The sequence below is a fragment of the Lysinibacillus sp. 54212 genome, from assembly GCF_036662795.1.
Lineage (GTDB): Bacteria > Bacillota > Bacilli > Bacillales_A > Planococcaceae > Lysinibacillus_B.
The window spans coordinates 138698-150743 of record NZ_JBAFWZ010000005.1; the positions used below are offsets into that span (position 1 = coordinate 138698).

General features: G+C 38.5%; 13 protein-coding genes. 10 read left to right on the forward strand and 3 right to left on the reverse strand.

What is annotated here, in order from left to right:
- Window positions 1-28 precede the first annotated feature (28 nt).
- From V4T18_RS05305 to mtnN, 9 genes are all read left to right on the forward strand, one after another.
- Entirely contained in the window at window positions 29-541 is a 513-nt protein-coding gene (locus V4T18_RS05305) for a DUF1292 domain-containing protein (protein ID WP_332647299.1), read from the forward strand.
- 393 nt (window positions 542-934) lie between these two features.
- On the forward strand, window positions 935-2053 hold the full coding sequence (gene mltG, locus V4T18_RS05310) for an endolytic transglycosylase MltG (protein ID WP_442916903.1): 1119 nt from the start codon (window positions 935-937) through the stop codon (window positions 2051-2053).
- Between the two features lie 341 nt (window positions 2054-2394).
- Complete coding sequence (locus tag V4T18_RS05315; protein WP_332647302.1) at window positions 2395-3027, forward strand: O-methyltransferase; 633 nt, start codon at window positions 2395-2397, stop codon at window positions 3025-3027.
- A 5-nt stretch (window positions 3028-3032) separates the two neighbouring features.
- Window positions 3033-3965 (forward strand): peptidase U32 family protein, encoded by a 933-nt coding sequence (locus tag V4T18_RS05320; protein ID WP_332647305.1) that lies wholly within the window; start codon window positions 3033-3035, stop codon window positions 3963-3965.
- 15 nt (window positions 3966-3980) lie between these two features.
- Window positions 3981-5258, forward strand: a complete 1278-nt coding sequence (locus V4T18_RS05325; RefSeq protein WP_332647308.1) for a peptidase U32 family protein — start codon at window positions 3981-3983, stop codon at window positions 5256-5258.
- Window positions 5259-5894 (forward strand): uridine kinase, encoded by a 636-nt coding sequence (gene udk / locus V4T18_RS05330; protein WP_332647310.1) that lies wholly within the window; start codon window positions 5259-5261, stop codon window positions 5892-5894.
- A gap of 262 nt (window positions 5895-6156) precedes the next feature.
- Window positions 6157-6651 (forward strand): transcription elongation factor GreA, encoded by a 495-nt coding sequence (greA, locus tag V4T18_RS05335; RefSeq protein WP_332647311.1) that lies wholly within the window; start codon window positions 6157-6159, stop codon window positions 6649-6651.
- A gap of 139 nt (window positions 6652-6790) precedes the next feature.
- A complete protein-coding gene (locus V4T18_RS05340) occupies window positions 6791-7480 on the forward strand; it encodes a YrrS family protein (protein ID WP_332647314.1) in 690 nt (229 codons plus the stop codon).
- 64 nt (window positions 7481-7544) lie between these two features.
- Window positions 7545-8237, forward strand: coding sequence for a 5'-methylthioadenosine/S-adenosylhomocysteine nucleosidase (gene mtnN / locus V4T18_RS05345; protein ID WP_332647317.1), 693 nt, complete (start codon window positions 7545-7547; stop codon window positions 8235-8237).
- A gap of 261 nt (window positions 8238-8498) precedes the next feature.
- Here the strand turns inward: mtnN and V4T18_RS05350 are convergent, their stop codons facing one another.
- From V4T18_RS05350 to pssA, 3 genes are all read right to left on the reverse strand, one after another.
- Window positions 8499-9368, reverse strand: coding sequence for a hypothetical protein (locus V4T18_RS05350; RefSeq protein WP_332647319.1), 870 nt, complete (start codon window positions 9366-9368; stop codon window positions 8499-8501).
- A 372-nt stretch (window positions 9369-9740) separates the two neighbouring features.
- Window positions 9741-10430 (reverse strand): RNA polymerase sporulation sigma factor SigK, encoded by a 690-nt coding sequence (gene sigK, locus V4T18_RS05355; protein WP_442916904.1) that lies wholly within the window; start codon window positions 10428-10430, stop codon window positions 9741-9743.
- A 114-nt stretch (window positions 10431-10544) separates the two neighbouring features.
- Entirely contained in the window at window positions 10545-11084 is a 540-nt protein-coding gene (gene pssA, locus V4T18_RS05360; protein WP_332647322.1) for a CDP-diacylglycerol--serine O-phosphatidyltransferase, read from the reverse strand.
- 155 nt (window positions 11085-11239) lie between these two features.
- Here pssA and V4T18_RS05365 point away from each other — a divergent pair, with 155 nt between their 5' ends.
- The gene (locus V4T18_RS05365; protein WP_332647325.1) at window positions 11240-12022 is read left to right on the forward strand and encodes a phosphatidylserine decarboxylase; all 783 of its coding nucleotides are present in this window, start codon (window positions 11240-11242) and stop codon (window positions 12020-12022) included.
- Window positions 12023-12046 lie beyond the last annotated feature (24 nt).

A 12046-nucleotide genomic window follows, 5' to 3' on the forward strand; every position in this document is an offset into this window, starting at 1 on the left:
TATTAAGAGATTAAAAGGAGGAAATGGAATGGATGAGCAGTTCTTTAAAGTGCAAAATGAAGATGGTGAGGAAGTACTTTGCCGTGTAGTATTCACATTTGATGCAGAGGAGCATTCATATGTGCTATATACGATCGAGGGTGAGGAAACTGGCGAAATCTCGGCTCTACGCTATGAGCTAGATGAGAACGGTGAAATCGGTGACCTATCACCATTAGAGTCAGATGAAGAATGGGGAATGGTTGAGGAAGTACTAAACACGTTAGTCGATGAATTTTCTGATGATAGATCCAACTTTATGACAATTACAAACGAAGATGGCGAGGATGTTGTTTGTCAAATCCTACATCGCTTTAGCAGCAACGGCAAGTCTTATTTATTTTATGCCATTTTTGAAGAAGATGAGCCTAACTTCTCAGAGGTATTTGCATCTGGCTATATAGCGGGTGAAAACGGTGAAGTAACAGAACTCTTCCCAATCGAGTCAGACGAAGAGTGGGAAATGGTTGAAAACGTATTAGCTTCATTATCAGAACAATAATGAACACTACCCAATGTATATTTAAGCATTGGGTATTTTTTTGTGGAAATTTGATTGGTGAGCTAGTTACTAGCCGGAAAATTTAAAATACTAGCCAAAATTTCGAGAATACTAGCCAACTTTTGAAAAATACTCGCCACATTTTTCAAAATACTCGCCAAAATTTTAAATTTACTCTCCAATGTGAAAATTTCGCTGTGCAATACTCGTCGAATGGATAATAGAACTAGCTCATATCGATCTTTACTCGTCAGCATTGTTATCAATTTTCGTCTAAAGCCATATGAAAATCGCCCCTTACATACTAACTTTAATCGGTAGTATCGAGGTTTTATTTGTCACATATTTAATTATCTTGTATCATATTGGAAGAGATAAAAGGGAGGACAGCCTGTGGATAAGGAACAATTAAAACAGGAAATGTTTGAAAATATGAAAAAACGTAAAAAAGAAGTTAAAACTGTTCGTAAAATAGTATCGATTGTAGCACTTGTTTTTTTACTAATCTTTTTAATCGGTGGTTTCTCGGCATATAGCTATATTAGCTCTGCGCTAAAGCCTGTGGATCCGAATTCGGATAAAGAAGTTTCAGTCGATATTCCGATGGGGTCAGGATTAAATAATATTTCAACCATTTTAGAGAAAAAAGGAATAATAAAGGATGCACGTATTTTTAAATACTATGCAAAGTTTAAAAATGAATCGCAGTTCCAGGCGGGTAATTATGCACTAACGAAGTCTATGACATTAGATGAAATTATCGAAAGTTTAAAGACTGGAAAAGTATACCGTACGCCTGTATTTACGATGACTGTTCCTGAAGGATTAACACTAGAGCAAATTGCTGCGGTTGTGGCAAAAAATACAAATTATACGGCCGAGGAATTTATGGCTAAGGTGACAGATAAAGCGTTTATTGAGGAGATGAAGGCGCAATACCCTGATTTACTAACAGACGCGATATATAATGAGAAAATCCGCTATTCGCTTGAAGGCTATTTATATCCAGCGACATATCCATTTTACGAGGAAAAGCCAACGCTAGATACGATCATCGAAACAATGATCCAATCGATGAATACGTTGGTGATGGAATATAGCTCTTCAATTGAGGAATCGGGTATGACCGTTCATGAGTTTGTCACGTTTGCCTCACTATTAGAGGAAGAAGCAACAGCGAAAACAGACCGAGAAACGATCGCAAGTGTATTTTATAATCGCTTAGAAGACGGTATGCCGCTACAAACGGATCCAACAGTGCTATATGCACTTGGAGAGCATAAAGATCGTGTATTATTCTCTGATTTAGAAGTAGAAAATCCATACAATACGTATAAAATTAAAGGTCTACCACCTGGACCGATTGCTGGTGCAGGAAAATCATCCTTAGAAGCAACGATTAATCCAACGAAAACAGATTATTTATATTTCCTTGCTGATAAAGAAGGAATTAATCACTTTGCGAAGACATATGAGGAACATTTAAGCAATATCTCGAAATATTTAAAATAATACAACCTGAAAATAGAAGGGGGCGAAAAAAGATTATTCGCTTTCCTTCTATTTTCGTGCTATCATAAATTGTGTTTTTTATAAGGTAGAAAAATGATACATCTTGTAAGCAGTATTTTTTTGCGAGCATCCAATGCTTGCAAGGATAGGATTTGTAATCTATTGTCTTGAAGCAATGGAGCAAATATCCTTGATGAAGTTTAATCCTCTATACGTTCATCACTCGTGTAAAGGTCCAGCGATGGCCCTTTTATTTTGCATGTTTTAGGATAAGAGCCCCTACTATACCTTCATTTCTAATGATTCTCAAACCTATAAGTATATATTAAGGAGTTTTTATGATGGAATTATCCGATGCTTATATCGATTCCTTTATACAGCCTCGCAGCGAATTGCTTCTTGAAATGGAGCGGTACGCTTTAGAACATCACGTTCCGATTATGCAATTATTGGGGATTGAGGCGTTAAATCAACTGCTTCGTATTCAAAAACCTCAGTCTATTTTAGAAATTGGGACTGCCATCGGGTATTCAGCCCTGCGTATGGCCGAGGCTTTACCGGATGTGACAATTGTGACAGTTGAGCGAGACGAGGCTCGTGTTGCTAAAGCACGTGATTTTATCGGGCGCTCTGACGTTGCAGAGCGTATTACTGTCATTGAAGGGGACGCGTTAGAGGTAGATGTTGAAAATATTCAACCTACTTATGAAGCTGTTTTTATTGATGCGGCAAAAGGTCAATATCGAAAGTTTTTTGAAAAATATTCGCCACTTGTACCGTCTGGTGGTGTGCTTTACATCGATAATATGTACATGCACGGGCTGTCGGATTTAGATATAAAAGAAGTGCCGCGAAGAAAAAGAACGATGATTCGAAATTTAAAATCGTTCACAGATTGGATCATGCAGCATCCGGATTATACATCTGCATTTTTCCCGGTCGGTGATGGTTTGTTAATTTGTTTGAAGAGGTGATAACTGTGAAAAAACCAGAATTATTAGTAACTCCGCAATCTATTGAACATGTCAAGGCTCTACTCCAAGCGGGAGCAGATGCATTTGTCCTTGGTGAGCAGCAATTTGGTTTACGTTTAGCTGGAGAATTTAACGTAGCACAAGTTGAAGAGGCAACAGCGATCATTCATGAGGCTGGGAAAAAAGTTTATGTGGCAGTCAATGCTGTCTTTCATAATGACCGTCTTGAGGCGCTAGAGGCGTATTTACAGGAAATGCAACGAATTGGTGTAGACTCACTGTTATTTGGTGATCCTGCCGTTGTAATGGCTGTACGTGAGCTAGAAATCACGATTCCGCTACATTGGAGTCCAGAAACGATTGCTACAAACTGGTTCCAAGTAAATTATTGGGGCGAGCGAGGCAGTAAGCGTGCCGTATTAGCGCGTGAACTATCACTAGATGAAGTGCTTGAAATTAAAGAAAATACCGAGCATGAAATCGAGGTTCAAGTGCATGGGATGACATGTATGTTCCAATCAAAGCGCTCTCTACTTGGAAACTACTTCCTATACCGAGACCAAGCGATGGAAATCGAAAATCGAAAAGAGAACAAAAATATGTTCCTACATGATAAAGAGCGTAAAAATAAATACCCGATTTACGAGGATATAAACGGTACTCATATTTTCTCACCGAATGATATGTGTGTCATCGATGAGCTAACCGATCTTTTTGAAGCAGGCATAGATTCCTTAAAGATTGATGGCGTACTTCACACGTCTGACTATGTGGTGAAAGTGACAAGCCTTTACCGCCAAGCAATTGATGCATTCTTTGATCAGGGTGAAGAGGCATACGAGGCAATTAAAGATAGCTTATTCCAACAAATTGAAGAAATTCAACCAGCTCTACGCCCGCTTGATACTGGCTTTATCTTCAAGGAAACAGTGTACTAGAAGGGAGCGGCAAATATGTTACAGTTAATTCAAAATGAAAAAATTCGTGAAAAGATTGATGGCAAGACAGTGATTACAAAGAAGCCAGAGCTTTTAGCGCCTGCTGGAAGCCTTGAAAAATTAAAAATAGCCGTTCATTACGGTGCCGATGCTGTATTTATCGGTGGACAAGAGTTTGGTCTTCGCTCAAACGCAGATAACTTCACTATTGAAGAGATGGCTGAAGGCGTAGAGTTTGCGAAAAAATATGGTGCAGTCGTATACGTGACAACTAATATTTTTGCACATAACGAAAACATGGAAGGCCTTGAAGAATACTTACAAGCAATCCAAGGGGCTGGCGTTACGGGTATTATTGTAGCCGATCCATTAATTATTGAAACTTGCCGACGTGTTGCACCAAAATTAGAAATTCATCTTTCTACACAGCAATCACTCTCTAACTGGAAGGCTGTTAAGTATTGGAAGGATGAAGGTCTACACCGTGTTGTACTCGCGCGTGAAGTTGGTGCCGAGGAAATGCAAAAAATGAAAGAGGAAGTAGACATTGAAATCGAGGCATTCGTGCACGGTGCAATGTGTATTGCTTATAGTGGTCGTTGTGTGTTATCTAACCATATGACGGCGCGTGACTCAAATCGTGGTGGCTGCTGTCAATCTTGTCGTTGGGATTATGACTTATATGAAAACAAAGACGGAGAGGAAGTAGCGCTATTCAATGAAGGCGATGCACCGTTTGCCATGAGTCCGAAAGATTTAAAATTAATTGAATCGATTCCACATATGATTGAACTGGGTATTGATTCGTTAAAAGTAGAAGGGCGTATGAAATCGATTCATTACGTAGCAACAGTTATTTCTGTGTACCGTAAAGTGATTGATGCATACTGTGCTGACCCTGAAAACTTCCAAATTAAAAAAGAGTGGCTAGAAGAATTATCTCGTTGTGCAATTCGTGCTACAGCTTCAGCGTTCTTTGAATCAGAGCCAAGCTATAAGCAGCAAATGTTTGGCTCCCATGCATCGAAGCCAAAATGGGATTTTGCTGGTCTTGTGCTTGATTATGATGGAGAAACGGGAATGGTAACGCTAGAGCAGCGTAATTATTTCAAGCCAGGAGATACAATTGAATTCTTCGGTCCAGATATCGAAACGTTTAAAATGGAAGTAGGTCAATTATGGGATGAGGAAGGTAATGAACTGGATGTTGCCCGTCACCCATTACAAATTATTAAATTTAAAGTTGATCGACCGTTATCTCGATATAATATGATGCGAAAGGAGAATAAATAAATGCAAAAGCGTCCTGTAGTTATTGGGATTGCTGGTGGGTCATGTTCAGGTAAGACGAGTGTGACACGTGCTATTTATGACGTTTTCCGAGATCATTCAGTAGTTGTAATAGAACAAGATTATTATTATAACGATCAAAGTCATATGACATTTGAGGAACGGCTGCAGACGAATTATGACCACCCATTAGCGTTCGATACAGATTTATTAATACAGCATATTCATTCACTCTTAGATCGAAAGCCCATTAATAAGCCCGTATATGACTATGTTCAGCATACACGTGCGAAGGAAGTTATTCATGTTGAGCCGAAAGATGTTATTATACTAGAAGGTATTCTTGTGCTCGAGGATGAGCGCCTTCGTGAGTTAATGGATATTAAATTGTTTGTTGATACAGATTCTGATCTACGTATTATTAGACGAATCCAGCGCGATATTAACGAGCGTGGACGTACAGCTGATTCTGTGATTGAGCAATATTTATCAGCAGTACGCCCAATGCATAATATGTTTATTGAGCCAACAAAGCGATATGCGGATGTCATTATTCCTGAAGGTGGCGATAATAACGTCGCTATTGATTTAATGGTTACAAAAATTAAAACAATTCTTGAAACTGATTCAAACTTGTAATATGATGGGTAGGTATTTACAATATTTTCATTTCATTATATTTGTATAATTACAAAATAATGATTCTATAGCATCTACTAAAATTCGGCTACTAGTTGTAGTATTTTGGAGAATGTACTTCTATAATGAAGGAATGTTCCATATACTTGGCTAATAGCCGGGTTTTGTGCTATACAATGATTTATTTTAAAAAGAAAACGATTGCATTTTAAAGATTAAAGTGTATAGTAGGTTTTCTAGCATTATTGAAGGAGTGAGTACTTTGTCTAACGAAAAGCAATACCCTATGACATTAGAGGGAAAAGCAAAGCTCGAAGAAGAATTAGAAAATTTAAAAACGGTGAAACGTAAAGAGGTTGTAGAACGTATTAAAATCGCGCGTAGTTTCGGTGACCTTTCTGAAAACTCTGAGTACGATTCAGCGAAGGAAGAACAAGGCTTCGTGGAAGGTCGTATCTCAACGATTGAATCTATGCTACGTAATGCATTAATTATTACAGAAGACCAAGATGATAACTCAGAGTTATTAGTTTCTCTTGGCCGTACTGTAACATTTGATGTGTTAGATGATGGTGAGCCAGAGGGCGAGCCGGAGTCATATAAAATTGTAGGTTCTGCTGAGGCTGACCCTGCAGAAGGTCGTATTTCTAACGATTCTCCAATGGCAAAAGCATTAATGGGTCATAAAGTAAGTGATCAAGTAAGGATTACAACACCAGGTGGAGACATGGAAGTTGTTATTTTAGAAATTAAATAATCTATCGGGTGGCTAACAATTGTTAGCCATCTTTTTATTTGATCGAGCACAGTATACTTTATAAGGTGATCTATGTCTTTCTATTAGGCAATAGCTTTAAATATTGATAAAATGGTTGTACGAAAAGGGGGTTGTTGCCATGACCGAAGAGGAAAATAAACTTACTAAACGTTCACAGCAAACGAGCCGCACACATCGTCGCAACTTAAATAAAATGGACAAAACACTAAACTATTTAATTGCCATCGTTTCAATATTAATCGTCATAACATTAATGGTTATTTTTATCGGAAATGATGATAAGGATACGAACGAAATCGCAAAGGAACAGCAGGAAAATACGGAGAGCCCTGTAGGACAGGCTACAGAAGATGACGAGCAAGAAGAGCAAGAAGATGAGGCACAGGAGCCAGCATCAGAACCGAATGAAGCTGAGTCTGAGGAGACGGAAACAACAGAGACAGAGCAAGAGGATTCTGGTAAGGTAACAGTGAATGCTTCTACCGATCCAATCGTAAAAGAGGTATGGCAAAATGAAAGCTGGCAGCCTTATACAACGGCTCAGAGTGGCTCGCATGTATCTACCTTTAAAAAAGGACATATTGATTATGAGGAGAAGCTAGGGGCTATTTATAGTGCTATACCACTTGCAAAGGAAGATAGCATTCTGTTACGTGTTCAAAATAACGGAAATGCCAGCAGTGCTATAGCAGTTGTAACTTCAAAGGATAAACAATCTAAGTACCGAGTATCGATCCAATGGGTTGACGGGCAAGGGTGGAAGCCAATCCTTGTTGAAGTATTAAATTCGCTAGAAGGTGCCTATTAGTCTTGACAGAAGTTACTTCGATTGTTTACTTTTAGTAGAGTGTTTTGAATTGGAGGACATAGAAATGAAAATCGCAGTAATTGGAGCAATGGAGCAGGAAGTAGAGTTACTTCGTACAGCACTAGCTAACACAACAACAACAACTATCGCAGGTAGCGAGTATACGACAGGAACTTACGACGGCAAAGAAATCGTGCTATTAAAAAGTGGCATCGGAAAAGTTAATGCCGCGATGTCGACAACAGTTTTACTACATCAGTTTAAGCCGGATGTGGTTATTAATACAGGTTCAGCTGGTGGCTTTGATGAAGAACTAGAAGTTGGGGCAGTCGTAATTTCAGATGAGGTACGTCACCATGATGTAGACGTTACGATTTTTGGTTATGAAATCGGGCAAGTACCTCAGCTACCACCGGGCTATAAATCAGATGAAAGATTAATGGCTATTGCTAAAGAGGCTGTTACAGAAGTAGGCGAGCATCAATATGGAATCGGCTTAATTTGCTCAGGCGATGCCTTTATGAATGATCCGGTACGTGTTGAGCATGTTAGAGGGCATTTCCCGCAAATGAAGGCAGTTGAAATGGAGGCTGCAGCAGTAGCACAAGTATGTCATCAATTTGGAACGCCATTTGTTGTTATCCGAGCGCTATCGGATATTGCAGGGAAAGAATCAAACATCAGCTTTGATGAGTTTTTACCAGTAGCAGCGAAGCACTCAACGGAAATCGTACTTAAGGCGATTACAAAGCTATAATTTCATAATTCCTTCACAAAATAGTCTAAAGGTGTTAAAAAAATCACAGTCTTTTTTGTTCATAGATGGTACGATATTTTTAATCTAATACGGATTTGTTTTAGGAGGAATGTCCGATGGTATTTTTAATGGCAGGCGCTGTTGGGATTACAGCAGTTTTATGTTTAATCATCACAGCAGATATTAGTGATACGACGTTTGAATAGTAAGCGTTTAAAGCAGCACCTCTGTATGAAGAGGTGCTGCTTTTTGCTCTATAAATTATTCGTGTATTTCTTCCTTACCGATAGCTTCTTTTTTCTTCTTTTCATATTCCCCTTCTTCAACGCCTAGTTCAAGAAGAATGGCATTTAATTTATTGTAAAGGTCATTCGCACCCCGAACGGAATTTTTGCCCCTGTCATTGATCGACGTTAATTGACCATTAAATTCGAATGCAATACCGTCCCTATGGCGAAATATTTTTACACCGTCCAAGTAAGCAGTCTTTTCATTATGATATGTAGCTTTGAAGCGTCCATTTTCAATTGTCTTTTTATTCATTATTAATAACTCCTTTTTCTTTTCAATTTCCGATTTGAAGATTGCAACGCTTGGGCGGGAATCAGCTTCAGCTTCTTCGATTGTACGTTTATTATTTTCACACCAATACACGAAATCTAAGTACTGTTTGACGGTCATTCCGTTTACTTCCGCAAGATATTCAATGAGGTTGTTTAGTTTGTCTTGGTTAACAATTGCTTTAACTTCTGGTTGAGATACCCAATCAACAAAATTCTTGTCCCGCTTCGCAAGATTCAAAGTTGCGTCCATTGGAATGACGTTTCCGACCGTTGTTCCACCATGCATATTCTCCAATGGGATTACATGTTCAAGAACGACATCTGACGAGTCCGTCAATGCACATTTTTCACCAAACCGCTCAAGAATTACTTTCCATTGCTGTGGCCTCAAGTCATTCTGCAACGCTAATTTACGGGCACGCCTGCGTTGATTCTTCGCTTTTAAGTACTCTGGGTTATTGCGGTTGAATTCAAGTTGTTTTGCTCGCTGACATGCCGAACAAATCGTATTCAAATTCGTATAAAATTTGTCTTGCCGGGTTTCCCCACATTTTTTACATTTTTTCATGCTGTTTCTTCCTTTCAGATTCCAAATACCCTTTAAACCATTATGAACTATTAATATTACAATTCTATTAATCGTCTTGGAATCCTGTATGGGAGCAGTGGTCGACTTGTTCTTTAGATAACACCGATAAAAGTTAGATTCAACGATTTTTTTGGTATTTTATTCGGTGGATAAACCGAGATGACAATAAAAGGATTAGACTTTCACTGTATCAATCGTAATTTAGTTCTATTAGAATGTCGAGATATACCTCGTAAACAAAATGAATTTTCCGATTTCTCTATAGCTGCCTTTACTTAATTTTTTCATAGAAAAACAGCACCCCAAATTGAAGAGGTACTGCTTCTTACGTAAAACAAGAAGGAGATTCTTCTAGTCATCAGGCTGATTATGCTTAAATTGCTGATACAGTTTGATAAGGGCTCTTTTTTCAATTCGTGATACATAGCTTCGTGAAATGTTTAGTTGCGTTGCGATTTCCTTTTGTGTTAAAGGCTTCACATTCGCGAGCCCGTAGCGCAGCGTGATAATTTCAAGCTCTCGTGCATCGAGTGTGGATAAATAATCATAAAGCTGCTTAAAGCGTTCCCGTTCCTCAATTTGTTCAACAGTGGGCTTTTCATCGAGCTGCAATAAATCGCGTATTTGTAGGGATTGCCCGTCTTTATCGACTCCGATTGGCTCGAACAGAGAAACATCCTTCTGTACCTTTTTTTGTGCACGTAAATGCATAAGGATTTCGTTTTCAATACAGCGCGCGGCGTACGTTGCTAGCCTTGTTTTTTTATTCGGTGTGTAGCTGCCCACCGCTTTCATTAAGCCGATTGTGCCGATTGAAATATAATCATCCAATTGCTCATGTGGGGGATGAAACTTTTTCACAACATGGGCAACGAGTCGCATATTACGTTCGATTAAATCCAGTCGTGCCTGTTCATCTCCCCCTAAAAATCTTTCTAGTACAAGATGTTCTTCCTCACGCGAGAATGGTTTTGAAAATGCCTGCCCTTTTAGGTATCCAAGAAGTGCTGGGAAATCGAGCCAAAGCTGGATTAGAGTCATGATGCTACTCAGCGATGTCATCCTTTCCTTTTTTTCAGTATATGTCGAATTTTGTTGAGAAATGAAAAAAGCTGTTTAATTAAGGTGGAAAGTCCTTCATTAAACAGCTTGTTATTATACTTTTTTAAGCGTAAATGTGCTCACCATAAGGATGGCTAAAATAGGGAATAGGAACATATAAAATACTGGTGAAACTGCATGTGTGAAGAAAAATGAAAATGTTAGTAATGTCCCTGCAGCAGTAATGGGTAGACCTACGAAATAGCCTGTCGATTCAGTAACGTTAAAGCGGGCTAAACGAAGGGCGCCACATGCAATGTATAGAATAGCCATAAACATGCCGGCAAACCCGAAATCAGTTAAAACAAATTCGTACATTAACAAGGCTGGTGCAACACCAAATGAAATAATATCTCCCATCGAATCGAGCTGCTTTCCTAGCTCGGATTCTTGGTTATACTTGCGGGCTACTTTTCCGTCGTAGCGATCTAAAAACGCGGCAATAAAAATAAATAATACACTATAGCTATATGATTCATTTAATGTCGCCATTATTGCGGCACCACCAAACGATAAGTTACAAATTGTAATTAAGTTAGCAGCGTGCGATTTGATTTTCTTCAACGTCGAGTCGACTTTATGTAGAAGAAACATTGGAAAACACTCCTTTGCACTTTATAATATTGTTTTATTATACTCCGAAATAGAGGCGTATGAAAGCCTATACTCGATACTTTATTAGGAAACTACTTTTCATCAACGTAATTTCACTATATAATTACCTTTTATTATCTCTTGGAGGTTATTTGATGAAAGAAAAAATTTATCAGATGTTAATTGAACTAACAAACGGCAAAAATAGTTCGATGCTGCTGAAAAAAATGACAACTTCACCGATTAGTAAAAAGTTTATTCGAAGTTATAGTAAAGTATACGATATTAACATAGATGAGGTTTCAAGAAATTTAAATAGTTTTACGAGTCTTCATGATTTTTTTACACGAACATTAAAGGATGAGGCTCGCCCGGTTATCCAGCACGCACATGTGTTAGCAAGCCCAGTTGATGCAAAAATTGAGGCATTCGGCAACATTTCAATTGATACAGAAATTATTGTGAAAAATAAACCGTATTCCCTTGTTGATTTATTAGGCAGCAAGGAGCGAGCGCAGCAGTATCAGAATGGGCAATTTATCGTCTTTTATTTAAGTCCTGCTGATTATCACAGAATTCATAGCCCAATTGATGGAGAGGTAGTACGTCAATATATACTCGGGCAAAAATCCTATCCTGTTAATCAACTTGGCTTAACTTATGGAAAGAAACCGATTAGCTTAAATTATCGTATGATTAATGAGGTATTATATGCGTCACAACGCCAGCTTGCCCTTATAAAAGTTGGTGCAACGTTTGTCAATTCCATTGAGTTAACAAATCGAACGAGGAACTGGAAGAAGGGCGAAGAGGTGGGGTACTTTTCATTTGGCTCGACGGTTGTCATGTTATTTGAGGAAAATGCAGTCGAGTTCACTGAAAATGTCGTACAAGGTTGTGCTATTCGTATGGGAGAAGCCTTTGCAAATATGCTATAATAATGACATTAAGAACGTGAGGGG

Bases quoted from the DNA above. Each gene is read 5' to 3' on its own strand.
- V4T18_RS05305 (WP_332647299.1), top strand. From the start codon at position 29: ATGGATGAGCAGTTCTTTAAAGTGCAAAATGAAGATGGTGAGGAAGTA.
- V4T18_RS05315 (WP_332647302.1), top strand. From the start codon at position 2,395: ATGGAATTATCCGATGCTTATATCGATTCCTTTATACAGCCTCGCAGC.
- V4T18_RS05325 (WP_332647308.1), top strand. From the start codon at position 3,981: ATGTTACAGTTAATTCAAAATGAAAAAATTCGTGAAAAGATTGATGGC.
- udk (WP_332647310.1), top strand. From the start codon at position 5,259: ATGCAAAAGCGTCCTGTAGTTATTGGGATTGCTGGTGGGTCATGTTCA.
- V4T18_RS05340 (WP_332647314.1), top strand. From the start codon at position 6,791: ATGACCGAAGAGGAAAATAAACTTACTAAACGTTCACAGCAAACGAGC.
- mtnN (WP_332647317.1), top strand. From the start codon at position 7,545: ATGAAAATCGCAGTAATTGGAGCAATGGAGCAGGAAGTAGAGTTACTT.
- V4T18_RS05350 (WP_332647319.1), bottom strand. From the start codon at position 9,368: ATGAAAAAATGTAAAAAATGTGGGGAAACCCGGCAAGACAAATTTTAT.
- sigK (WP_442916904.1), bottom strand. From the start codon at position 10,430: ATGACTCTAATCCAGCTTTGGCTCGATTTCCCAGCACTTCTTGGATAC.
- pssA (WP_332647322.1), bottom strand. From the start codon at position 11,084: ATGTTTCTTCTACATAAAGTCGACTCGACGTTGAAGAAAATCAAATCG.
- V4T18_RS05365 (WP_332647325.1), top strand. From the start codon at position 11,240: ATGAAAGAAAAAATTTATCAGATGTTAATTGAACTAACAAACGGCAAA.